26 protein-coding genes are annotated in these 23,428 nt (G+C 61.1%); 9 read left to right on the forward strand and 17 right to left on the reverse strand.

The features are described 5' to 3' along the window. Positions 1-313: 313 nt before the first annotated feature. Together AC1DE4_RS16755 and AC1DE4_RS16760 are read left to right on the forward strand one after the other, a co-directional pair. On the forward strand, positions 314-808 hold the full coding sequence (locus AC1DE4_RS16755) for a DUF5330 domain-containing protein (protein WP_112824466.1): 495 nt from the start codon (positions 314-316) through the stop codon (positions 806-808). Between the two features lie 203 nt (positions 809-1,011). Next, on the forward strand, positions 1,012-1,434 hold the full coding sequence (locus AC1DE4_RS16760) for a SufE family protein (protein ID WP_026372173.1): 423 nt from the start codon (positions 1,012-1,014) through the stop codon (positions 1,432-1,434). Between the two features lie 223 nt (positions 1,435-1,657). On the opposite strand, the gene AC1DE4_RS16765 is transcribed toward AC1DE4_RS16760, so the two are convergent. The 8 genes from AC1DE4_RS16765 to AC1DE4_RS16800 form a co-directional block, all read right to left on the reverse strand. Then, a complete protein-coding gene (locus AC1DE4_RS16765; protein WP_018859452.1) occupies positions 1,658-2,089 on the reverse strand; it encodes a Ros/MucR family transcriptional regulator in 432 nt (143 codons plus the stop codon). Between the two features lie 441 nt (positions 2,090-2,530). After that, on the reverse strand, positions 2,531-2,863 hold the full coding sequence (gene mnhG / locus AC1DE4_RS16770) for a monovalent cation/H(+) antiporter subunit G (protein ID WP_477882073.1): 333 nt from the start codon (positions 2,861-2,863) through the stop codon (positions 2,531-2,533). Then, on the reverse strand, positions 2,860-3,237 hold the full coding sequence (locus AC1DE4_RS16775) for a cation:proton antiporter (RefSeq protein WP_113471757.1): 378 nt from the start codon (positions 3,235-3,237) through the stop codon (positions 2,860-2,862). Before AC1DE4_RS16775 ends, mnhG begins: the two co-directional genes overlap by 4 nt. Next, positions 3,234-3,707 carry a Na+/H+ antiporter subunit E gene (locus AC1DE4_RS16780; RefSeq protein ID WP_025661036.1) on the reverse strand — a complete coding sequence of 158 codons (474 nt, stop codon included), beginning with the start codon at positions 3,705-3,707 and terminating at the stop codon, positions 3,234-3,236. Before AC1DE4_RS16780 ends, AC1DE4_RS16775 begins: the two co-directional genes overlap by 4 nt. Then, the gene (locus AC1DE4_RS16785) at positions 3,704-5,260 is read right to left on the reverse strand and encodes a Na+/H+ antiporter subunit D (protein ID WP_477882075.1); all 1,557 of its coding nucleotides are present in this window, start codon (positions 5,258-5,260) and stop codon (positions 3,704-3,706) included. The genes AC1DE4_RS16780 and AC1DE4_RS16785 overlap by 4 nt, the downstream gene beginning before the upstream one ends. Beyond that, on the reverse strand, positions 5,261-5,638 hold the full coding sequence (locus AC1DE4_RS16790; RefSeq protein WP_018859457.1) for a Na+/H+ antiporter subunit C: 378 nt from the start codon (positions 5,636-5,638) through the stop codon (positions 5,261-5,263). Next, on the reverse strand, positions 5,638-6,057 hold the full coding sequence (locus AC1DE4_RS16795; RefSeq protein ID WP_018859458.1) for a Na(+)/H(+) antiporter subunit B: 420 nt from the start codon (positions 6,055-6,057) through the stop codon (positions 5,638-5,640). The genes AC1DE4_RS16790 and AC1DE4_RS16795 overlap by 1 nt, the downstream gene beginning before the upstream one ends. Further along, positions 6,054-8,432, reverse strand: coding sequence for a putative monovalent cation/H+ antiporter subunit A (locus tag AC1DE4_RS16800; protein ID WP_477882077.1), 2,379 nt, complete (start codon positions 8,430-8,432; stop codon positions 6,054-6,056). Before AC1DE4_RS16800 ends, AC1DE4_RS16795 begins: the two co-directional genes overlap by 4 nt. 387 nt (positions 8,433-8,819) lie before the next feature. Here AC1DE4_RS16800 and msrB point away from each other — a divergent pair, with 387 nt between their 5' ends. Further along, positions 8,820-9,230 carry a peptide-methionine (R)-S-oxide reductase MsrB gene (gene msrB, locus AC1DE4_RS16805; protein WP_018116550.1) on the forward strand — a complete coding sequence of 137 codons (411 nt, stop codon included), beginning with the start codon at positions 8,820-8,822 and terminating at the stop codon, positions 9,228-9,230. A 19-nt stretch (positions 9,231-9,249) separates the two neighbouring features. Here msrB and AC1DE4_RS16810 read toward each other — a convergent pair whose 3' ends face one another. The 5 genes from AC1DE4_RS16810 to AC1DE4_RS16830 form a co-directional block, all read right to left on the reverse strand. Continuing rightward, a complete protein-coding gene (locus AC1DE4_RS16810) occupies positions 9,250-9,750 on the reverse strand; it encodes a hypothetical protein (RefSeq protein ID WP_018116551.1) in 501 nt (166 codons plus the stop codon). Beyond that, a complete protein-coding gene (locus tag AC1DE4_RS16815; protein WP_018116552.1) occupies positions 9,747-10,253 on the reverse strand; it encodes a GNAT family N-acetyltransferase in 507 nt (168 codons plus the stop codon). The genes AC1DE4_RS16810 and AC1DE4_RS16815 overlap by 4 nt, the downstream gene beginning before the upstream one ends. Positions 10,254-10,391: 138 nt before the next feature. Continuing rightward, entirely contained in the window at positions 10,392-11,060 is a 669-nt protein-coding gene (gene trhA, locus AC1DE4_RS16820) for a PAQR family membrane homeostasis protein TrhA (RefSeq protein WP_018859461.1), read from the reverse strand. A 200-nt stretch (positions 11,061-11,260) separates the two neighbouring features. Continuing rightward, entirely contained in the window at positions 11,261-11,578 is a 318-nt protein-coding gene (locus AC1DE4_RS16825; protein ID WP_018116554.1) for a TraR/DksA family transcriptional regulator, read from the reverse strand. A 38-nt stretch (positions 11,579-11,616) separates the two neighbouring features. After that, complete coding sequence (locus tag AC1DE4_RS16830; protein WP_018116555.1) at positions 11,617-12,033, reverse strand: universal stress protein; 417 nt, start codon at positions 12,031-12,033, stop codon at positions 11,617-11,619. Between the two features lie 291 nt (positions 12,034-12,324). On the opposite strand from AC1DE4_RS16830, the gene AC1DE4_RS16835 reads away from it, so the two are divergent. The 3 genes from AC1DE4_RS16835 to AC1DE4_RS16845 all read left to right on the forward strand — a co-directional run bounded on the left by AC1DE4_RS16835 (position 12,325) and on the right by AC1DE4_RS16845 (position 15,734). Continuing rightward, complete coding sequence (locus AC1DE4_RS16835; protein WP_018859462.1) at positions 12,325-13,185, forward strand: VOC family protein; 861 nt, start codon at positions 12,325-12,327, stop codon at positions 13,183-13,185. Between the two features lie 70 nt (positions 13,186-13,255). After that, positions 13,256-14,422 (forward strand): AI-2E family transporter, encoded by a 1,167-nt coding sequence (locus AC1DE4_RS16840; protein WP_018859463.1) that lies wholly within the window; start codon positions 13,256-13,258, stop codon positions 14,420-14,422. Between the two features lie 19 nt (positions 14,423-14,441). After that, positions 14,442-15,734 carry an NAD(P)/FAD-dependent oxidoreductase gene (locus AC1DE4_RS16845; protein WP_477882080.1) on the forward strand — a complete coding sequence of 431 codons (1,293 nt, stop codon included), beginning with the start codon at positions 14,442-14,444 and terminating at the stop codon, positions 15,732-15,734. A gap of 1 nt (position 15,735) precedes the next feature. Here AC1DE4_RS16845 and AC1DE4_RS16850 read toward each other — a convergent pair whose 3' ends face one another. Together AC1DE4_RS16850 and AC1DE4_RS16855 are read right to left on the reverse strand one after the other, a co-directional pair. Next, entirely contained in the window at positions 15,736-16,548 is an 813-nt protein-coding gene (locus tag AC1DE4_RS16850; RefSeq protein WP_477882082.1) for a polysaccharide deacetylase family protein, read from the reverse strand. 172 nt (positions 16,549-16,720) lie between these two features. Then, positions 16,721-17,110, reverse strand: coding sequence for a DUF930 domain-containing protein (locus AC1DE4_RS16855; protein ID WP_018116560.1), 390 nt, complete (start codon positions 17,108-17,110; stop codon positions 16,721-16,723). A gap of 236 nt (positions 17,111-17,346) precedes the next feature. Between AC1DE4_RS16855 and AC1DE4_RS16860 the strand changes: the two genes are divergently transcribed. Both AC1DE4_RS16860 and AC1DE4_RS16865 read left to right on the forward strand, forming a co-directional pair. Then, positions 17,347-19,455, forward strand: a complete 2,109-nt coding sequence (locus tag AC1DE4_RS16860; protein ID WP_018859466.1) for a S9 family peptidase — start codon at positions 17,347-17,349, stop codon at positions 19,453-19,455. A 16-nt stretch (positions 19,456-19,471) separates the two neighbouring features. Then, positions 19,472-19,996, forward strand: a complete 525-nt coding sequence (locus tag AC1DE4_RS16865; protein ID WP_018116562.1) for a DUF1697 domain-containing protein — start codon at positions 19,472-19,474, stop codon at positions 19,994-19,996. A gap of 6 nt (positions 19,997-20,002) precedes the next feature. On the opposite strand, the gene AC1DE4_RS16870 is transcribed toward AC1DE4_RS16865, so the two are convergent. After that, entirely contained in the window at positions 20,003-20,626 is a 624-nt protein-coding gene (locus AC1DE4_RS16870; RefSeq protein WP_026372089.1) for a TetR/AcrR family transcriptional regulator, read from the reverse strand. 200 nt (positions 20,627-20,826) lie between these two features. Here AC1DE4_RS16870 and AC1DE4_RS16875 point away from each other — a divergent pair, with 200 nt between their 5' ends. Next, positions 20,827-21,783 carry a homocysteine S-methyltransferase family protein gene (locus tag AC1DE4_RS16875; protein WP_477882085.1) on the forward strand — a complete coding sequence of 319 codons (957 nt, stop codon included), beginning with the start codon at positions 20,827-20,829 and terminating at the stop codon, positions 21,781-21,783. Between the two features lie 25 nt (positions 21,784-21,808). Here AC1DE4_RS16875 and AC1DE4_RS16880 read toward each other — a convergent pair whose 3' ends face one another. Then, complete coding sequence (locus tag AC1DE4_RS16880) at positions 21,809-23,260, reverse strand: DHA2 family efflux MFS transporter permease subunit (protein ID WP_113471766.1); 1,452 nt, start codon at positions 23,258-23,260, stop codon at positions 21,809-21,811. Between the last annotated feature and the right edge of the window lie 168 nt (positions 23,261-23,428).

A 23,428-nucleotide genomic window follows, 5' to 3' on the forward strand; every position in this document is an offset into this window, starting at 1 on the left:
TTTTTTACGGTTAACGGGCGGTAAGCGACGGATTTCGCTCACATTTCAGCTTGCTGTTAACCTTTGTGGCAGCTCTGCCGCAAGGTTTGCCTGCAATTACAGGAGGAGGCCGATGACATGCTTAACAGCGGTCGCTACAATTTGACCGAAATGCGGTGCAAATCCCGTTCATTAAAATTCGAACTAAATTTGAGGCAAATGCCGACGAGTTTTGAAAACTGGCATTCGCAACTCTGCTCTAAGGTCAAAGCACACCGGAAGACCGGACCGATTCGGCGGTAAGACCGAACGGGAAAACAGGATGGCAACGACGATGTGGTTTCTGATCAAAGGATCATTCTGGTTCGGGCTTGTGCTCGTGTTGCTGTCGTTCTTCAGCGGCGAGAGCTCGACCAGCTCGCAGCCGACATTGCAGTTTTCCGACGCCTTTGTCGCGGCGACAGGCGCCTATGACTACGTGACAGGCATGTGCGGCGAGAAGCCGGAGGTCTGCGTCAAGGGTGCGGAGACCATGGCCGCGCTCGGCCACCGGGCCCGCGAAGGCGCCCGTGTCGCCTATGAGCTGCTGGACAGCCGTTTCGGTGACGACAACGCCGCCAAGCCTGCTGTCGCACCCAATGCGCCGATCGCTCCCGTCGCGGCACTTGCGCCCTCCCATGCCGAGGCTCAGGCCGAGGCACAGGAGCGCACCGCAGCGCTGAACCAGCCGATGCCCTATCGCCCGCCGGTTGACGACGGCGATGAAAGCCTTTCCGACACCGTGACGACGGGCACCATTCCGCTGCCGACGCCGCGTCCGGCCACCTGAGAATTCCGCGGGATTTCCCGCAACCAAGCTTGCATCGGCGATCCGCAAGCCGCGGAATATCCCATGCCTGACGTGCCTGCCCTGTTTATTTCCAGCTTTTGCTGCGCCGCGAGGATGCCCATCCTCCGCGGCGTTTCTTTTTAATGGTTCAAATCTGGCCGCGTTTCACCTATATGAAACCTGATAACGAAAGGCCACAATACATGACGTCCCTCGAGCAGATCATTGACGACTTCTCCTTCCTCGACGACTGGGAAGATCGCTATCGCTATGTGATCGAGCTCGGAAAGGCGCTTCCGGACCTTCCCGACGACAAGAAGACATCGGCCAACAAGGTGATGGGCTGCGCCAGCCAGGTCTGGCTCGTAACGCACACCGCGGGGGATCCGGACAATCCCGTCATGACCTTCGAGGGCGACTCCGACGCGCATATCGTGCGCGGGCTCGTGGCCATCGTTCTTGCAACCTATTCCGGCAAGACGGCATCGGAGATCGCGGCCCTCGACGCCTTTGACGTATTCTCGAAGATCGGCCTCGTCGAGCATCTCTCCTCGCAGCGCGCCAACGGCCTGCGCTCGATGGTCAACCGCATCCGCGAGGAAGCCCGCGTACGCGCGGTGGCCTAAGCAACCACCCGCCTCATCACGAATAGAGTTCGGGCCTGTAGCCCTGCGCACCCCAATGCTCCACGCGCGATCGGCGCGCGGGCGCCGGCGGATTGTAATGCCGGGAGAGCGCCATCAGGGCCGCGCGCAGCATCAGTTTGGCCGCTTCCCCCTTTCTTCCCCGGCCAAAAACACAAAAGCCGGGCTTCCGCCCGGCTCTACAGGATCAAATCCTTGGCAACGATCAGCCGCGTCCGCGCTTGCGACGCTGGCCGAGCCCCATTTCCTTTGCGAGGCGCGAGCGCGCTTCGGCATAGGCCGGCGCTACCATCGGGTAGTCGACGGGGAGCTCCCATTTCTCGCGGTATTCTTCCGGCGAGAGATTGTGGTGGGTCATCAGGTGACGCTTGAGCGACTTGAAGTTGCCGCCGCACTCCAGGCATGTGATCTGTTCATCCTGAACGGATTTACGCACCGATACAGCCGGCTTCTGCTTCTCGACAACCGCCGTTGCAGCTTGCGGCGTCGACGTATTGCTAAGTGCCGAATGCACGTCAGAAATCAGGTTAGCGAGATCGCCAACCGGGACCACGTGGTTGCTGACATAGGCGGCAACAATATCTGCGGTGAGCTCGACCAGCAACTCCGGCCCGCTACCGGCTGCAGTATCCGTCATAATACGTTTCTCCTGTTTCAATGCTCCAAAGGTCTAAGCCTCGTCAGCCAAGACCGTCATCGTAGAGCCAACAGCAAAAAACCCAGGCTACGGCAACCTGTTTCGAAAAACTGAAATCCACCCCTAGATTCCTGAGGCCGAAACCCGTTCTTATACTGCCCGATTTCGAATTAGTACGCTACCACGCAGCTTACTTCCTCAATTAAACACTGAAATCCAAAGCCAACGAGGAAATAAGCAACGTGATTCTAATTCAATATCAGAACTCTACTTGATCACCAATTATCACCGTTTTACGAAAACGCCAATTATTATTTCATATATATCTACCGAAAAATGTCTATTTCGCAAGAATTGCCTGCCATAAACCCAAACATTAACCATTAAGAAATCTGCAAAAGGGTGCAAAAATCAACTTAAAATACTGAATCGGAAGCGCTCTCATCTTTTGGCGAGGTCATCGCGCACCGATTGGGGGCCGAGGCGATATCCAGACTGGTGCGCGGCCTTGGCAAGGAGGTGCGCCGCGACCGGCGCCGTCAGCAGGAAGAAGACGAAACCGGCGAGCGCCCGCGCAAAGACCGAAACCTCGCCCGCGGCGACACCGGCGGCAAAAAGCAGCATGCCGGAACCGACCGTTCCAGCCTTGGAAGCGGCGTGCATGCGCGTGTAGAGATCCGGCAACCGCACGACGCCGAGTGCGGCAACGAGCGCAAACAACGAACCGGCCAGCAAAAGGAAAGCGACGGCGAGCGCTGTCGCATAGTCCATCATTTCTTGCCCTTCCTGCCATTCTTGTCGCTGCGTTTGGCCGCGACTTTGGGCTTTTTCGGGGCACGCGCCTTTTTTTCGCTGTGCCGTTCCGCGACAGGAGCGCGCGACATCACGAAACGCGCGAAGGCGACCGTTGCCAGAAAGGCGACAAGTCCCAGCGAAATGGCGATGTCGATATAGAGGCTGAAGCCCGTCTTGACCGCCAATACGGCGATGAAGCCGATTGCCGTGCCTGACAGTGTATCGAGCGCCAGGATCCTGTCGGGCAGCGTCGGCCCGACGAGGACCCGCCATCCCGCCAGGAGAAAGGCAATCCCAAGGATGACCAGGGCAACCGCGGCGGCCGTGGACATGATGGCAAGCGGGGAGATCATCGAAATGCCTCCATGATCCGGCGCTCGAAACCGTTGGCGATATCGCGCTTGGTCGCCTCGGGATCGGCGCAATCCAGCGCATGCACGTAAAGCGTCTTGCGATCGTCGGAGACATCGACCGACAGTGTGCCCGGCGTCAGGGTGATCATGTTGGCTAGAAGCGTGATCTCGAAATCGCGGTCGACGGTCAGCGGAAAGGCGAAGATGCCGGGTTGCAGCCGCATGTTGGGCGTCAGCACCGTGACGGCGACCTTCCAGGCCGAGATCGCCAACTCCTTGAGAAACAGAAGGGCAAGCCGCACGATCGCGAAGGACCGGCGAAGATATCCCCGGCTGCCATAGGGTTCGCGGATGATGGACAAGCACAGGGCGCCGATCGCAAAGCCGAAGAGGAGGTTGTGCGGCGACGCGCTGCCGGTAACGGTCGCCCAGGCAATGGCGAGCAGCACGTTCAGCAGCAGGGCGATCATGGCATCCCTCCATCCGGGAAGACCGACTGCAGATAAGCTGTCGGATCGATGAGGCCGGTCGCCGCAGCTTGCGCCATGTCCAGCAGCTGTTCGGGCAGGATGCCGAAAGCAACGACAAGAGCTGTCAGGATGAAAAGCGGCAGCCCCGCCTGCCAGCTGATTGACACTGCCGCCTGCGGTGCCGTTGCCGGTCGCCAGTAGGCGAGCAGGAAGACGCGTCCGAATACGACCGTCAGCAGGAAGCCGCCGATCAGGATCGCGGCGGCCAGCCACCAGGCGCCGACGTCGATCGATGCTCTGACCAAAATCACCTTCGGCCAGAAGCCGGAAAAGGGCGGCAACCCACACGCGGCGACGAAGAGGATGAAAGAGAACGCGGCAAAACCGCCGCTCTTGCGATAGAGGCCGCCGAGCGCGGTCAGCGAGAAACCGCCGGCAAGGGCGGCAGCCTGCCCGGCGAGAAGATAGAGCGCCGTCATCAGCACCATCGAATGCAGCGCGTAGAAGATCGCGCCGGACAGGCCGCCGGGCGTGCCTAGCGCTATGCCGACCAGCATGTTGCCGATGCCCGAGATCACGACATAGCCGAGGAGCTTGCGGATATCGTCCTGCGCCAGCGCCCCAAGCGCGCCGACGACGATGGTCGCTGCCCCCACCGCCGCAATCAGAAGGCTCAATTGTTCGCGCTCGATCGGCAGCAGCATGACCATGACGCGAATGAGGGCGTAGACGCCGACCTTGGTCAGCAGACCGGCAAACAATGCCGACACGACGATGCGCGGCGTATGATAGGAGGCCGGCAGCCAGAAATTGACAGGAAAGGCAGCGGCCTTCATGGCAAAGGCCAGCAGCAAGAGGGCGGACAGGGTCATCAGCGGCGCGGTGTCGCGCACACTCTCCACCTTGCCAGCGATATCGGCCATGTTGAGCGTGCCGAAGACAGCGTAGACGATGCCGACCGAGATCAGGAACAGCGTCGTGCCGATCAGGTTCAGCACCGCATATTTCATGGCCCCGTCGATCTGCCCGCGCTCGGAGCCGAGGATCAACATCCCGAAGGACGAAATGAGAAGCACCTCGAACCAGACATAGAGGTTGAAGACGTCGCCTGTCAGGAACGCGCCGGAAACGCCTGCCATCAGAAGCAAAAGGAAGGGAAAGAAACCGTATCGGCGGCCGCTTTCGGTGACGTCCTTCAACGCATAAAGGCCGCCGGCGAGCGCTGCGATGGCAGCGGTCAGGGCCATCAGCGCGCCGAAGAGATCGACGGTGAAGGCGATGCCGAACGGCGGAAGCCAGCGCCCCATGACCATGGTCAGCGGGCCATGCGCCACCACCTTCGCCAACAGCGCGGCATCCAGCAGGACCAGACCGGCAAGGCCCGGAATGGCGACCTGCGCCTGCAGTCGCAGCGAGCCGCGCATCATCAAGAGCACGGCGCCGAGCGTGATGCAGAGCGCCACGGGTGCGATGACGAGCCAGTTGGCGAGCGGCACAGACGCCGTGACCATCGCAGCCGAGAGATCGGTGATCGTGCTTACCGGAGCCGCCATCTAGTACCCCATCGGCGGCAGCGGTGGATCGACGGGCTCGGCGACACGCATTTCGTCGGTGTTGTCGGTGCCGATGTCCTGATAGGCGCGATAGGTCAGCACCAGCAGGAAGGCGAGGAAGGAAAAGGAGATGACGATCGCCGTCAGGATCAGCGCCTGCGGCAGCGGATTGGCGGCGCCGTTAGGGAGCGTATCGAGGTTTGCCGCGATGATCGGCGGCACCTCGCGCGTCAAACGTCCTGCGGTAAACAGCAACAGGTTCACCGCGTTGCCGAGGACGGCGATCCCGAGCATGATCCGGATCGAGAATTTCGACAGCATCAGATAGATCGCGGCGGCGAAGAACAGGCCGACGAGGATCGCAAACAGCGGCTCCATCACTCGATCTCCCTTTCCTCAAGCGCCAGCGCGATCGAGGTGATGGCACCGACGACCACCAGGTAGACCCCGATATCGAAGAGCATGACGGTCGAGAGCGGCACCTCGACACTGGCTATCTCAGGATAGATCCACAGCCCGGTCATGAACGGCACGGCAAAGACGACCGACAGCAGACCGGCGGAGCAGGACATCAACAGTCCGGCCCCTGATATCGCCAGGGGATGGAAGACGATGGCGCGGCGCACGGCGCCGACGCCGCGGGCAATGCCGAAGATCGCCAGCGCCGAGGCGGCAATCAACCCGCCGATGAAGCCGCCGCCCGGCTCGTTGTGGCCGCGCAGGAGCACAAAGACGGAAAAGAGCAGCATCAGAGCCGTCAACACCGGCGTGATCGTGCGGAAGATCAGTGTGTTCATGGGCGCTCGATCCCCAGATCCTCAGGCGCGTCAGGATCGTTTTCGGCAAGCTTGCGCTCGGTCTGCGCGCGGATTCGAATGAGGGCGAGGATCGCAAGGCCGGTGATGGCGACGACCGCGATCTCACCCAGCGTGTCGGTGCCGCGGAAATCGACGATGATGACGTTCACGACGTTGGCGCCGTGCGCGATGGTCTTTGAGTAAGTGTTGAAGAACTCCGTCAGCGCATTGTTGAACGGCCCCTGCGTGGCCTTCATCAGAAGCAGCGCGAAGCCAGAGCCGCAGGCGATCGCGATGCAGCCGTCGAATATCTTCTGGCTGAGCGGCCGCCGATCGGTCGGCGACAATTGAAGGCGGGTCATGACAAGCGCCAGGATGACGACCGACAGGGTCTCCACCATGAACTGTGTGAAGGACAGGTCGGGCGCGCCGAACAGCAGGAATATGATGGCGACGGAGAAGCCCTGGATGCCGAGCGAGACGATCGCCGTCAGCCGGTCGCGCGCGATGACAACGCTCAACAGACCAAGAACGGCGAGCAGGAAGATCGCCCATTCGTGGACCTGGACCTGCCGTGGCCAGACAGGCAGCATCGGCATTTCGCCATAGAGCCAGAGGGGGACGAGCAGGATTGCGGCAAGGCAGAGGAAGGTGCAGGTGATGTAGAGTTCAAGTCGCCCCGGCTGGACGAACCGCGTTACGCGCATCGATAATCTAATCAGACCTACGATGAAGTAATCGAAGCCACGATCCGGTCCGGGTCCTAGCTTGCACAGTACCGTCGCCATGGCCAGACGCGCCTGGTCTATCCGCCAATAAACGAGCGTGCCGAGCGCGATCGTAAGACCAGACAGAAGCAGCGGCACGCCGACATGCGGGATAAGGGAAATCTCGATCACGCTCGCCGATCCACGGATGGCGGATGCCGTTGGAGACGAGATGTAATGGTGCGCCGTTGCGGAGAAAACCGCAGTCATCAGGCCCAATAGCGCCAGCAAGACAGGACCGACCCAAAGCAATGGCGGTGCCTCGTGTGGGTGCTTGGGCGTTGCACGGACCGGCCCGAGAAACGGCTTCAGCGCCACGGCGAAGCCAATCGCGAACATCAACGCGTTGCCCGCGACCGCAACCATTGTGAAGACGATCGATCGTGGGTCCGCATGTGCCAGCGCGGCGTAAATCTCTTCCTTGGCGAGGAATCCGAAGAACGGCGGCAGACCGCCCATGGAAATAGCCGCGGCGAGTGCTGCCGCAAAGGTCAGCGGCATCGCCGCTTTCAAGCCGCGCAGACTGGTGATGTCGCGCGTGCCGGTCTCATGGTCGATGATGCCCGCAACCATGAACAGCGCACCCTTGAAGAGCGAATGCGCCATGAGGTAGAGCGCCGCGGCCTCGGTGGCATAGGGCGCGCCGAAGCCGGTCAACAGCACGAGAAGGCCAAGCGAGGAAACGGTCGTATAGGCGAGTTGCAGCTTGAGATCGGTCTGGCGGATCGCAAGCAGCGTGCCGACGATCAGCGTCACGCTACCGAAGAGCGGCAGCAAGGTCTCCCAGGCCGGTGTCCCGCCCATGACGGGATTGAGGCGCATCAGGAGATAGACGCCCGCCTTCACCATCGTTGCCGAATGCAGGTAGGCCGAGACCGGCGTCGGCGCCTCCATCGCGTTCGGCAGCCAGAAGTGAAACGGAAACTGCGCCGATTTGGTAAAGGCGCCACAGAGGATGAGGATCAGGATCGCCAGATAATATGGATTGCCACGCAGCAGATCGCCGGATTGCAGCAGCGTCGACAAATCAGTCGCGTTTGTCGTGCTCCAGATCAGGAGCAGGCCCGCCAGCAGCAGCAGGCCGCCACCGCCGGTAACGACGAGCGCCTGCAGGGCGGCGCGACGCGCTGCCTCGCGCTCGTGGTCGAACCCGATCAAGAGGAAGGAGGTAATCGACGTCAGTTCCCAGAAGATGAAGAGCATCAGCAGGCTGTCCGAGACGACGAGGCCGAGCATGGCGCCCATGAACAGGAAAATAAAGGAGAAGAAGCGCCCCTGATCCAGATGCCCCTTCAGGTATCCGCCCGAATAGAGGACGATCAGCGTGCCGATCCCGGTAATCAGCAGCGCGAAGGTCAGCGAAAGACCGTCAAGCAGCCAGGAAAAGCGGAGGTCGAAGCTCGGCACCCAGGCATAGCCGCCTGTTATCACCTCGCCGCCCGCTATGACCGGCAGCAGGCTGGCGAAGTGCGCAAAGGCCAAAAGCGGCGCAAGCGCCAAGAGCCAAGCGGCGTTCGCCCCAAGGACGCGAACGAGAAAGGGAGCGAGAACTGCGCCGAGAAGTGGCAGACACAAGGCCGCAAATGTCAAAGCCGTGACACCGGCCATGTGCCCTCCTCTGCTGGCAGTGCTTCGTGGAGCCGGCGAAAAGCCGGAAGTCCGTCAGGTTTACGAGAACAGGAGCGCGGTCACAAGTCTTGTTCGACCGGGAGCAACCGGCAGCGGCAGGATACTCACAGGGAACGGATCTTCTCGGGTCGGTCAGCCCCTTGCAGTATCTTCGAAGCGTCTATTGAAGCGATAGTCACAGACTCTGTCCAGGGCGCCTCAAACCTCCGGGGCGATCGGTTTATCGACGAAATATCAACGGCATCGCCGTTTTCGCCGGAACGGGATGACGCTTTGACGAGCTCGGCATCCCTTGATCCATGCGACCTTTCGCACCACATTGCTGTCGAAAATCAAAGCCGCCCCCCGGCGCGAAAGGAACAAGCCATGGCCGATACGACAATCGCCAAAGTTCACAAGACCGACGCGGAGTGGAAGGAACAGCTGACTCCCGAGCAATACCGGATCACCCGCCAGCATGGCACCGAGCGTGCCTTTACCGGCCCCTATTGGGATTCGTTCGAAACCGGGCTCTATCGTTGCGTCGGCTGCAATGCACCGCTGTTCCGCTCAGACACGAAGTTTGATGCCGGTTGCGGATGGCCGAGCTATTTCGAAGCTGTCTCACCCGACGCGGTGACCGAACTCCGCGATACGACCTACGGCATGGTCCGCACGGAGATCCGCTGCGGCACTTGCGATGCCCATCTGGGGCATGTCTTCCCCGATGGTCCGCCGCCGACCGGCCTGCGCTACTGCATCAACGGCCACGCGATGGTGTTCGAGCCGGAGAAATAAAAGCTCGCGTCCGAGCTGCTTAGAAGCGTTCGACGACCGCCTGGACGCTTTCATCCAGCGACAAGCGGGACGTATCCAATATCGCGCATTTCTTTGCCACGGCCTCGCGGCGGAGGAAGGATGCCCAGATCATCATTTCGGTGTTGGCAAGCTCTGGCTGCCGGCGTTCGACCGCCAGGCGATGCGTTCGTGTTTCGTCATCGCAGTCGGCCAGCAGCGGCAAATAGGCAATGCCTGTTGCTGTTGCCGCTTCTTCTAGAAATGCAAGGCGCATCTGGCCTTCGAGCAACTGATTTCGGCCGGAGTGCTGTGCCTCCGCGAGGCTCTCAAACCACTTGAAGGTCATGGCCCGCTGCCATCCGGCTGGCGAGCCGTAGTCCGCCGCCATCCGCGAGAGCGGGGGAACGCCGATGTCATCGAAATGGTAGACGTCGATTTCACCAGCGAACCGAGCGGCGATCGCCTTGGAAATCGCCGTCTTGCCCGATCCGGAAGCGCCAGTGAGAACGATGAGGCTCACTTCGTGACCCTAAGCTCCATGCAAGTCAGATCGAGCCAGCGGCCGAACTTCGTGCCGACCTCCGAGAAGGTGCCGGCAACACGGAAACCCAGCTTTTCGTGCAGTTTGATGGACGCAGCGTTTGCCGCCTCGATGCCGGCGATCATCACGTGGATGTTGGCCTCGGCCGCACGCTCGATCAGCGCCCGCATCAGCAATTCGCCGATCCCCGCGCCGCGGCAATCCTTGTCGACATAGACTGAGTGTTCGACCGTGTGGCGGTAGCCGTCGAAGGCTCGCCAGTCACCATAGGAGGCATAGCCTGTGACCTTGCCATCCTTCTCCGCAACGATGACCGGGAAGCCCTTTGCCTTGCGGGCCTTGAACCACTCGATGCGGTTGTCGAGATCAACCAGCGTTTCGTTCCAGATGGCGGTCGTATGCTCGACAGCGTGATTATAAATATCGCGGATTGCCGGGAGGTCGGCTTCGGTGGCATCGCGCACGAGAACGGCGTGGTTCATATCAAGTCCAATTTCAGTTCGGTTCCGGCAAGCGGCATACGCCCGGCATTCAGCGTTGTAAACCAACGAAATGACGGGACGAAAGCGATCATTCGCGATAGCAGAGAATTGATCGAAATGGACACGCAGGCCGGCTGATCAGACCCCGGAGCCTGCCATGCTGAAGCAGGTGAGCACCGCCGAGTAGTGCACGGCCGCCGCGGCGACCACGAAGCCGTGCCAGATGGCGTTCTGGAAGCGCAGCTTCTCCCAGACGTGGAAGATGACACCGAGGGAATAGATGATCCCGCCGATGAGGATCAGGAGCATCGATACAAAGGGGATGCGCTCCGCCACCGGCCCGGCCACGAAGATGCCGCTCCACCCCATGCCGAGGTAGAGAAGGATGGCAACCTTGTCGAAGCGGCCTGGAAGGGCGCACTTCAGGAAGATGCCGAGCCCCGCGATCGCCCAGATGCCGATGAGCATCCCGAACAGCAGCGGACTGTCGGCGCCACGCTCCAGGAAGGGTGTGTAGGTGGCGGCGATCAGGATGAAAATCGAGGAATGATCGAGCCGGCGAAGGAACCACTTCGTCCGCGAAACCGGCCAGGCGTTATAGGAGAAGGAGATGCCGATCGTCAGCACGAGGCCTACGCTGTAGATCCATGCCGCCGCGAGTTCGCCATTGGAACTCCAGAGAGTGGCGTAAAAGATCAGAACGGTCGCGCCGATGAGCGCGAAAGCAAGCCCAATGCCATGGACGACCCCATCGGCGATCAGCTCATATTTGTCGTAAGCCCAGCGGATGCCGTTGAACTCTGTCATGCCGGGAAACCCCTCACCTTTCCAACCGATCGTCGCACCGAAACGGTGTGCAGGCAACACAACAGCGATGGCACGCCGTTACATCTTCGTGAGCCTTGGACGCTCTGGCTTCGGCGTGGAGATACACAGGTGGAAGGCAGAAGGGTAGCCTGAAAATGGGCCACCCTTGATGACATGCCACCTTAATGACTTAGAGCCTTTCAGCTCATGCAGTCTTCGCAGAGCGGGGCATAGGGTACGGCGCCGAGACGCTTCTTCGAAATCGGCTCGCCGCAGCGGACGCAGGTGCCATACGTGCCTTTCGTGATCCGATCGAGGGCTGCGTCGATGGCGCGCAGCTCTTCCTGGCCGGCCTGGCCAAGCCCCTCCAGCACTTCGTCGTTCTCGCTCTCGATCGCGCGGTCGTCGCTGTCCTGCTCCTTGGTGCGCCCGAGATCAACGTCGATGCGACTCAGCCGCGATAGAAGCTCGCGCTGGCGGTTGCGTAGGATCTGCTCGTAGGTCTGCGTGTCGGTCATGGATATTCCTCCATCGGTCTTTTGCCGTTGTTTTCTTCTCAGCGCTGCCTATCGACCAGCACCGAGCATTTGGCATGCCTGACGACGCGGTCGGCGGTGGCACCGATGAAGTAGTTGCTGAAGTCGGGAATGTGCGAGGCGACGATGATCAGATCCGCATCATGCGCTTCGGCGGCAGCGAGGATACTGTGGGCGGGGCGGCCGTGACCGATCTCGATCATTGCCGGTATGCCGCTCGTGCGGATCAGCATGCCGAGTTTCTGTTCGGCATCGTCGATCGCGTTTTGCCGCAGCTCGGGCGGCAGATCGATCGCGACATAGGTGGGAACGTCCTCGACAACATTGAGCAAAATGATCTCGCCACCTTTTTCAAGGAGCGTGGATGCCTTGCGGAGCGCCTTTTCGCCCCTGTCCAACCCGCCTATTTCTATCGGAACGATGATTCTCTTGTACATTCAGGCCCTCCAGCGCTGCCGTTTCTTACGGCCACATCCTCTCAAGAGATAAATAAGGCGCTTTGATCAAGATCAAGATCAGGATGGATTCTTGTCAACAAGCATCGAACGCTGAATCGTCAAAATCGGATCTTCTGTGAACAATCAGAATGCGCCATATAGGGATCAAGTACAGCGACCAAGGGAACCTCTGAGGCACATGAACCGGCGCAAATTCCTTGGTATTGCTACGGGCGGCGCTTTCGCCGCTACCGCCGGTATGCCTCCCCATCCAAGGCAGGAGATACACCCATGACCACTGAAACGTCCTACGCCCTGACGCGTCCTGCTTATGTCGATCAGTCGCATCTCGTCGTCACCGACCTGCCGCTGGTTTCCAATTTCTATCAATCGATGCTTGGCCTTAATGTCATCGAGAAAAGCGCGAGCGGCGAAATCCTCGGTGTCGACGGCACGCCGCTTCTGACGCTGACGACAGGCAAGGATGTGCGTGTCGCACCGCGCAACGCAGCCGGCCTTTTCCATACGGCCTTCCTGATGCCCAGCCGCACCGAGCTCGCCCGCTGGCTGCGCCACGCGGCGCACAACAATGTCGTCCTGGACGGCGCATCCGATCACCTTGTCAGCGAGGCCATCTATCTCTCCGATCCGGAAGGCAACGGCATCGAGATTTATGCCGACCGTTCCCACGACCAATGGAAATTCCAGCCGGACGGTCAGGTGGAAATGGCGACGCTTCGCCTTGATCTGCAACCGCTCTACAACAGCGCACCCAACGATGCCTGGAACGGAATGGCCGACGGAACGGCAATCGGCCACATCCACCTGCAGGTCGGCAACATTCCGGAAGCAGACACCTTCTACCGCGATATTCTTGGCCTGAAGCTGATGGCGCGCTATCCCGGCGCCAGCTTCTTTGCGACCGGCGACTACCATCACCATGTCGCCGCCAACATCTGGAACAGCCGCGGCGCCGGCACCCGCGCCGAGGGCATGACGGGCCTTTCCGACTACACGCTACGCTTCAACGACAAGGAAGCGCTCAAAAAAGCTGTCACCAAGCTCGACGAACTGGAGATCAAGAGTGAAACGCGAAATGGCGGTGTCTTCCTGCATGATCCCTGGGGCATCGGCCTGACCCTGTCTGCCTGACCTTAGGAACCTGAAGGGGTTCCGCGCGTTTCCGTCGCGAAGCAACTGGGCTTCCGGGGATCGTCTATCGATGGGAATTGCCAACGGCATCCGCAAGCAGGCCAGCAAAATGACAGTGGGCACGACTCCCGTCAGCGCCTGGGCAGAAAAACTGACCCAGGACACGGAGGAGATGCCACAAGCGCCGATGCGTCGCCTGGAGAAGGACGGGCTTGATGTCAGCATGGCCTGGGCCATCATCGGTATCTTTGGAGTGCTTGCACTATCGGCCATCTACATGATGTCGTTGATCCTCATTCCGGTGACGCTCGCCGTCGTCGTCGGCATGATCCTTGGGCTGCTGGCGGAAAAGCTCAGCAAGCTCGGCGTGCCGCGCATCACCAATGCGGTCATCCTGTCTACTGCGGTTGCGCTTGTGATCGCGCTTCTCGCCAATTCGCTTGCCGGACCGGTGACAAGGCTCGTCAACGAGGGCCCGGCCTTCGTCGAGAAGACCTTCAACCGCCTCATGCCCTATCTCGAGCGCATCAAGTGGCTGCACATTACGCCGGAGACTTTCCAGACCGGGCCAATGTCGAGTGAGAAGCTTCTGGAGAACACTGGCAACGTCGTGCATCTCGTCAGCACCAACCTCACCCCTGCCCTCGTGCAGGCGTTGATCTTCTTCGCCGCGTTGCTGCTTTTCCTTGCCGGACGGGTGACGTTGCGCAAATCCATCATTATGGTGTTCCGGTCGCGCTCGCAGCGGCTTGCCGCCATCCGCGTGATCAACGGCGTGGAACAGGTTCTCGGATTTTATTTTGCGACGGCGTCGCTGATCTACGTCTGCCTTGGCCTCGTGATGATGGTGATCGCCTATGTAGGGGGCCTGTCGGCGCCGGTGCTCTGGGGCTTCTTCGCGTTCCTGTCGAGCTTCATCCCCTATCTCGGCATTACGATGATGACGCTGGCGGTCGCCATCGCGGGGATCATCACGCATGACGGCATCGTGGTGGGCCTTATGCCAGCGGCGGCATTCTTCATCGTCCACCTCGTCATGGAAAACCTGATCTTCCCGGCGGTCATGGGAAAGCGCCTGGAAATCAATCCCTTCGTGGTGTTTCTGGCGATCTTGTTCTGGACTTGGATGTGGGGCGCAGTTGGTGCTATGCTGGCACTACCACTATCGCTGATTGTCATGACCATCGTCGATGAACTTTTCATCGAAGAGAGACTGCAACCGCAATTGCCGAAATAATTGAGGTAAGAAGCGTCAGATGGCAGAAATCGATCTTGCAGATTCCAGCCAGAACCGGCTGAAGAGCGGCACCTCCCCTTGGAGCCACGCAGGAACAAAGCCCAATTACCAGCCACTTCAGGACAATCTCAAAGTCGACGCCATGGTGATCGGCGGCGGGATTACCGGCGCGCTGATGGGCCAGCACCTCGCGGAACGAGGTCTTTCCGTGGTCATCGTCGATCGCGAGACGCCGGGTCTCGGCAGCACGGCAGTGAGCACCGCCATGCTGCAGTGGGAGATAGACCGAACGCTGAGCGAACTCGAGCGTTTCCATGGCTTCGAACGCGCCGCCGGCATCTACAGGCGGAGCGCAGCCTCGGTCGCCGGTCTCTCCAAGCTGATCGTCGCCCACCGGATCGCCTGCAACCTGCGTCCCCGGCAATCGCTGTTCCTCGCCAATAACCAGGAGGGCGCGGGCGATCTTCGCAGGGAGGTCGAGCTGCGTCGTCGTGCCGGACTGCCAAGCCGGTATCTGGAACATTGCGATCTCTTTACCGAGTTCGAAATCGACCGCGATGGGGGCATCCTGTCGCGCGGCTCGGCGGAGGCCGATCCGCTGCTCCTGACCTGGGCCCTGCTGGACATTGCCGTGAAGCAAGGCGCGCGCCTGGTCAGCGCCTCGGTCACCAAGCTACATAGCGAAGGCGGGCGGGTCAGCTCCGAAACAGACGGTGCGTTCGTCATCGAGGCGAAAACGGCGGTGCTCGCCACCGGCTACGCCATGCCGGGCATCGATATGCCGAAACAGCACCGGATGACATCGAGCTGGGCGCTGGCGACGATACCGCAGGATCCGGCAGCGCTCTGGCGCGATCAGGTGCTGATCTGGGAAGACAGCCACCCCTATCTCTACATGCGCACGACGCCTGATGGGCGGATCATCGCTGGCGGCGAGGATGACGACACCGTCGACCCCGCGGCCCGCGACGCCAAGCTGGCCGAAAAGATCATGACGATCCGGGAGAAGATGAAGCGGCTCTGGTCCAGCGCCGACACCCGCGTCGCGACGGCATGGTGCGGCACGTTCGGGGCGACGTCGGACGGGCTACCGCTGATCGGTCCGGTTCCCTCGATGCCACAAGTCTATGCCGCCTATGGCTATGGCGGCAACGGCATCACCTTCTCCTATCTTGCGACACAGGTTATCGGCGCACTGATCGGCGGAGGGTACCGCGACTGGTTTGATGATTTCGCACTGGATCGCGACGCGCCCGACGTGCCCCGACCCTCGAACGTGAGTGAGGAAACGCTACAGAGCGCCCTTGGCTAGCTCACTGCGTCGTCCGGTCGTCGCCGGTGTCCTCGACATCCTGCAGCCGGACGAATTCGACACCCTTGGCCATGAGATCGACGATCGCCTTGGCGACGCCCTCGCCGGCGGCGTGGGTCGGCTGGTTGATGTGGGAGATCACGACGTCGCCGTCTTTGGCCGATGCAATGCGCTTTTCCGTGACAACGGCGCCGAGCAGCGAGCCGCCGTCTCCATTCACCGAGTAACCGGCGATGCGGTACCCCATGTCGCGAATCTGGGCGATGGCGGAGAGGTCGTATTTGGCGGTCGAGCCGCGGAACCAGTGCGGCGGGGCAATACCGGCTGCGAGCATCGCATCGGCACCGCCCTGCACTTCCTGCCGCACGGCCTCGGGCGAGCCCGCGGACGCGATGCCATAGATCGAGACCGGCTTGTCGACGGCTGGAACGTGATTCTTACCGTGGTTCTCGAGTTCGAACAGATCGGGATTCTCAAGGAAGACCTGCAGCGCCTGCGGATTATGCTTCAGCCAGCGCGCAGTGACAAAAATGGTCGCGGGAATGCGCTCCTGGACCAGCACCGAGAGGATGCGGTCGTCGGCCTGACCCATGCAAGCGTCAAAGGTCAGCGCCACCCGCGCGTGACCCTTGATGCCCGACCGGGCAATGCGCAGATGCGGCTCAACCAGCTTGGGCCCTGCTGCCATCTTGGGGGCCTGCACGACCTTCGAGGGCGCGGTGACGACCGGCGCTTCCTCCGGCGGAGGAGCGGCAGCGGACACAATCGAGGCGGATGCGATCAGCAACGCCGAAACGAGAAGAATGCGATTCATGCCAAAGAGAAGCCGTTCGTGGTTCAAGCGCTGCATAATGCACATCGCGGTCAGGCGCCATGTGGTTTGATGCCGCCTGCGGTCGCTGCTGCGATTCGCCGCCGGCTTCAGCGGCAATTCTGATGCCTGAGGACTAAGGCTTCAGAAAGGCAACTCACGGCGCGCGCCGCGATCAATCATAGAGGTAATATTTTTCCCACTTCTCGCGCGGGACCTTTTCGCCAATCTTGTATTGCAGATCGCGGACATTGATGTGCTGCGGGCCGGTGATGCAGGTGTAGGAGAGATGATACCAGTCGCCCTTGCTGCGGAAGACCGCGCCTGGCGCCTCCAGCCTGTCGTCGCTCGGAACGGGATCCTTGAACGTGTAGGCGATGACCTTGTCGGGCTTGTAGCCGGTCTCGTCCTTGTTGATTCGGCTCATCGCCTCCGTGTCACAGCTCTGTTCGAGGCGGGTCGCGGGATCGAGCTTTTCGAGTTGCTTCTTGATGGCGGGATCGACTGCGAAGGCTGGAAAAGCAAGGCTAAATGCGGACAGAAGCAACACGAGACGTTTTGGCATTACGGTGGGATTCCTTTGCATTCTCATTCCGGAATCGCCTGTGGAGAACCGTGGTTTTGACGGTCGTACGAGGGGCGAATTCCGGGTGGCATAGCGGACTTTCTTAAACAATGTGGTGACATCAAGGCAACGTGAGCATTCCTTCGGTTTTGCCACAGGTCCGTCTTGGGCGCTTGATCCCAGGCATCCGCCTCTCTATCTCTTGCCCACCTGACATCACGTTTCCGGAGCTTTCCTTGACCGTCTTCAAGAACCTGCCGAACCCACCCGTCGCCGCCAAGAAACCGATCTCCGATACGCGCCACGGCATCACCCGCACCGACGACTATGCCTGGCTGCGCGCCGACAACTGGCAGGCGATGTTCAAGGATCCCGCGATCCTCGATCCCGCGATCCGCCAACATCTGGAAGCCGAAAACGTCTACATGAACGCGGCCATGGAAGACACAAAGGTGCTGCAGAAGACGCTGTTTTCGGAGATGCGCGGCCGCATCAAGGAAGACGACAGCTCCGTGCCGATGAAGGACGGCGACTACGCCTACGGTACCTTCTTTGTGACCGGCGGCGAACAGCCTCGCTATTTCCGGATTCCGCGTAACGGCGCCGTCAAGGACGAGGCTATCCGCACCGTTCTGCTCGACGGCGACAAGGAGGCCGCGGGCAAGGCCTATTTCAGGCTCGCCGGCCTCGATCACTCGACCGACCACAGCCGCGGCATCTGGGGTTACGACGACAAGGGTTCTGAGTTCTATACGCTGCGCGTGCGTGACCTTGCGACTGGCGAGGACCTGGCCGACGTGATCGGGAACACCGGCGGCGGCGGCGTCTGGGTGCCCGATGGCAAGAGCTTCTTCTATTCTGCGCTCGATGAGAACCACCGCCCGTCGAAGGTGTTTCACCACATTCTTGGCACGCCTCAATCTGAAGACCGGCTGGTTTATGAGGAAAAGGATGCGGGTTTTTTCATGGGCGTCGGCGGTTCGCTGCTCGACGACTTCATCTACATCGACATCCACGATCACGAGACCTCGGAATACCGCCTGCTGTCCACCAAGGACCTGACGGCCGAGCCGAAGCTGGTCGCCGAGCGCGAGGAAGGCATCGAATATTCGATGACGGAAGGCGGCGACGTCTTCTACATCCTGACCAATGACGGCGACGCCAAGGATTTCAAGATCATGGAAGCGCCGGTTGAAAACCCGGGCAAGGCGAACTGGCGCGAGGTCGTGCCGCACAAGCCGGGAACCTTGATCATCAGCCACATGGCCTATGCCCGCCACCTGCTCTGGCTGGAGCGCAAGGATGGCCTGCCGCAGATAATCATCCGTGACCGTCGCACCGGCGAGGAACACGCGATCGCCTTTGCCGAAGAGGCCTATTCGCTCGGGCTGCAGGGGGCCGCGGAATACGACACAGACGTCATCCGCTTCTCCTATTCCTCGATGACGACGCCGTCGCAGCTATACGACTACAACATGGTGACGCGCGAGCGCACGCTGTTGAAGACCCAGGAGGTGCCCTCGGGCCACAATCCGGACGATTACGTCACCCGCCGCGTGTTCGCGCCCGCCTGGGATGGCGAACAGGTGCCCGTCACCCTGCTCTATCGCAAGGACACGCCGCTCGACGGTTCGGCACCCTGCCTGCTCTACGGCTACGGCGCCTACGGCATCACCATTCCGGCCGGCTTCAACACCAACTGCCTGTCGCTCGCCGATCGCGGCTTCGTCTATGCCATCGCCCATATCCGCGGCGGCAAGGACAAGGGCTTTGCCTGGTACGAAGACGGCAAGATGGAAAAGAAGACCAACACCTTCAAGGACTTCATTGCCGCCGCAGACTATCTGAATCAGGAGAAGTTCACCTCCTATGCCAACATCATCGCCGAGGGCGGCTCGGCCGGTGGCATGCTGATGGGCGCCGTTGCCAACATGGCGCCGGAAAAGTTCGCCGGCCTGATCGCCGCCGTTCCCTTCGTCGACGTGCTGAACACCATGCTCGACGACACGCTACCGCTGACCCCGCCGGAATGGCCGGAATGGGGCAACCCGATCGAGAGCAAGGAAGACTACGAGCAGATCGCCGCCTATTCGCCCTACGACAATGTCGGCGCCAAGGCCTATCCGCCGATCCTGGCGCTCGGCGGCCTCACCGATCCGCGCGTCACCTATTGGGAGCCGGCAAAGTGGGCGGCGCGGCTGCGCGAAAAGACCACCGGCTCGGCACCGATCCTGTTGAAGACCAACATGGATGCCGGCCATGGCGGCGCTTCGGGACGCTTCCAGCGCCTCGAGGAGATCGCCTTCGAATATGCTTTCGCGATCAAGGTCGCGGGCAAGATATAATCGGCTGGAGGAGCCCGTGACGGTCTATGTGGCGCTCCTGAGGGCGATCAATGTCGGCGGCACGGGCAAGCTGCCCATGGCGGAGCTGAAGGCGGTCTGCGAAGAGCTCGGCTTCAGCGACGTGAAGACCTACATCCAGAGCGGCAACGTGCTGTTTCGCGCCGATGCAGCAGAGGTCGAGGTCGAGCAGAAGTTGGACGACGCGCTGGGAAAGCTGCTCGGCAAGAAGCCCGGCGTGATGCTGCGCAGCCGCAAGGAGTTGGAAGCGATTGCCGCCAACGCGCCCTTCCCAGATGCCAAGCCCAACTATCTCCTGGTAAGCTTCCTACCGGAAGCGGCGCCTGATGATGCGCTGGACAAGATGGTGGCCCCCGATGGCGAAGAGGCCGTTCTCGCCGGGCGCGAAATCTATGTCCACTTCCCTGTTGGCTCCGGCAAATCGAAGCTCAAGCTGCCGGCCTTGAAACCAGGAACGGCGCGCAATCTCAATACCGTGCGCAAGCTCGCCGAGATGGCGGCTGCCATGGAAGACGACCGCTAGGCCGGATCACTGGCGAACGATCTGCGGCTGAAACAGCAGCTTCACGAAGCTGCGCAGCACGAGAACCTGGTCGGCGAGCCCCTGCGGTTCCTTCAAGGCCTTCGACAGGACGATGCCGCCCTCGAGCACCGTCGAAACCATGTCGGCCAGTTGGTCGATCTCGATCGGTTCGCGCGGCGTGTAGACTACCATGATCTCCTCGAACATGCCGCGGAACCGCCGTCGCCAGGCGAGCACCGCCTGCTTGTTGGTTTCCTGGATGTCGCGGTCGAACAGGCGTTCATAGTAGCAGACCGTGGCCACGAGGCAGCCCGGATGGCCGTTCGGCAGGTCGGACAGCAGTTCGGCAAGCAGCTTCAGACCGAGCATGAAGGATTGCAGCGGATCTTCGGTCAGCTCGCGGGCGCGGGTGAATATCTCGTCGTAGATTCGTTCGTCGTTTTCGATGTACCGCTCGAGCAGCGCCTTGGCGAGCGCGTTCTTGTCCCGGAAGTGGTAGAAGAAGCCGCTCTTGGTGATGCCGGTCTCGGCGATCAGCTCTTCGATCGAGGTGCCGCCGAAGCCCTTCTGCAGGACGGCAGTTTCGGCCACATCCAGGATGCGGGTTCTGGTCTCCTCGCCCTTGCGCATCAAATTCCCTGTACCGCCGGTACGGTTTTTGCCCGCCAGCTCTGGTCTATATGGAGGCCTTTTGTCATCCGCCCCGCGGAAGCGGCTGAAATCAAAGGCAAACATCATGCGATGCCCAACTATACCGCAAGTCGTCTAGTTTCGCAGCCCGGAAGCGGAGAACTTGTTCGTGAGAATTGCTTGCACATAGAGGGATTGTCATGGCCAAGTACAGACACAGCCTGCCGCAACTCAAGGGCGGCGCATTCGTCACCGACGGCGGCATGGAAACGACCTTCATCTTTCATGACGGGCTGCAGCTGCCGCACTTCGCATCCTTCGTGATGATGGCTTCAGAAGAAGGCCGCGACCGGCTGCGCGCCTACTACCGCCGTTACCTCGACATCGCCCGCAAGCATGGCGCCGGCTTCATTCTCGACAGCCCGACATGGAGGGCGAGCCCCGATTGGGCGGAAAAGCTGGGTTACACGTCGGAGGCGCTGCATGACGCAAACGTTCAAAGCATTGCCCTGCTTGCGGGATTGCGCGAGCGGCGCGAGGAGCCGGGGCGGCCGATCGTGCTCAGCGGCGCGATGGGGCCACGCGGCGATGGGTACAAGGCCGGCCGGATGAACGCGGCCGAGGCCGAGGATTATCACAGCGTCCAGATCGGCAGCTTTGCCGAGAGCGATGCGGACATGATCTCTGCCGTCACGCTGAACAACATCGACGAGGCAATCGGTATCGCCCGGGCGGCCTCGGCCCGGGATATGCCCTGCGTTATCTCCTTCACGGTCGAGACCGACGGCAAGCTGGTGACCGGGCGCAGCATGCAGGAGGTAATCGAGACGACGGATGCGGCGACGGGCGGTTCGGTGGCCTATTACATGATCAATTGCGCGCATCCGACGCATTTTGCCGAGGCGCTGGATCATCGCGCGGGATGGACAAAACGCATTCATGGGCTGCGGGCAAATGCCTCGCGCATGAGCCATGCCGAACTGGACGACAGCGAAACGCTGGATGCCGGCGATCCGGTCGATCTCGGGCAGCGGTACAGGGAGCTGATGCAGAGAATGCCGCAAATCAGGATCGTCGGCGGCTGCTGCGGCACCGATCACCGGCATGTTGCCGCGATCTGCGAGGCTTGCCTGCCGGCGCTTCCGAGTGCCGCGTGACGGTCAGTTCTCTGCCGCGTCGCGGTCAGTGTTCTGCGGTGTGCGCAGCCTTGCCCGCGTTATGACCGCTGATGTCGGCGCCGGCGCTGCGCGAAAAGCGCAGGTTCCAGAAGGTCGCCGTGATCGAGATCGCGGTGACGAAAAGGAAGGCGGCGGAGAAATCGTGGAGCTCCGGCGTCTCGCTGCCGTTGACCGTCATCGACGTGTGGAGCGCCAGCGCGCCGACGCAGATGCCGAGCGACAGCATCAGCTGCTGGAACGTCGTGTAGAAGCTGGTGGCCGAGCTCATGCGATCGCGGTCGATCTCATCGTAGGCCACCGTGTTGTAGGCCGTGAACTGGAACGACATGAAGAAGCCGCACATGACGAGGATCGCGAAGATCAGCCCCAGCGGCCAGTCGGGCCGGAAGGCGGCGCAGAGGGCATAGCCGCAGGTGGCAATGATGCCGTTCGCGACCAGGCTGTTGCGGAAGCCGAAACGGCGCAGTACGCTGGGTGCGACGGCCTTCATCGCCATCGAGCCGAGGGCCGCTGCGGTGACGAGCTGGCCGGCCTTGGCCGCCGACAGTCCGAAACCGAGCTGGAAATAGAGCGGCAGCAGGAAGGGCTGCGCGCCCTGCGTGATACGGGTCAGCGAACCGGCAATGACCGACGTGCCGAAGCTCGACACCTTCATCAGCGAAAAATCCATGATCGGCGCCGGGTGGCGGCGGGCATGCTTGAGATAGGCTACGCCGAAGAGCAGACCGACCGCGATGAGGAACAGCGAGAACGCACCCTCGCCCGGACGGCTCGAGCTTTCAAAACCGAACAACAGCGAGCCGAGCGCAATACCAGAGAGAATGAAACCAACCGTATCGAACGGGCGCTTCGCCTCGCCCTTGAAGTCCTCGATGAAGATCGAGACCAGGGTGAAGCCGATGATGCCGATCGGCACGTTGATGTAGAAGATCCAGCGCCAGTCGAGATAGGTGACGATCAGGCCGCCAACCGGAGGGCCGAGGATCGGGCCGATCAGCGCCGGCACCAGCAGCCACGACATGGCGTTGACCATGTCCTTGCGGGAGACGCTGCGGAGCAGCACGAGGCGCCCGACCGGCAGCATCATCGCGCCGCCAAGGCCCTGCAGCAGTCGCGCCAGCACGAGACAGAGGAGATTGGGCGACAGCGCGCAGAAGATGGAGCCTGTCACGAAGACGGCGATCGCCGAGCGGAAAACGGTGCGCGAGCCGAAGCGATCGGCAATCAGGCCGCTTGCCGGAATGAAAATCGCCAGGCTGAGAAGGTAGGAAGTCAGCGCGATGCTCATCGACGGGGCGCTGACGCCGAAATCGCGTGCCATGGTCGGCAGCGCCGTCGCCAGAACGGTGGCGTCGAGCTGCTCCATAAACATGGCGCTCGCCACGATCATCGCTATCACGCGGAAATTGGGCTTGGCGCGCCCGACGGCAGCCGCCTGATAGATCTGATCCGACATCGTCAGGGATCACTCGCAATGGCGTGGCCGGCGCGGAAGCGATGGCCGCGGTATGGTATGGCGTGATGCCAAAAGGGGATTAGAGATCCTTGTATACGCCCGCAAATGTGGCGTCGTTATGCTTATATGGAAAGGCAGCCGTGCCATCCGGGAATGGCTGGGTTACTG

This window comes from Rhizobium sp. 10N414, from assembly GCF_056394785.1.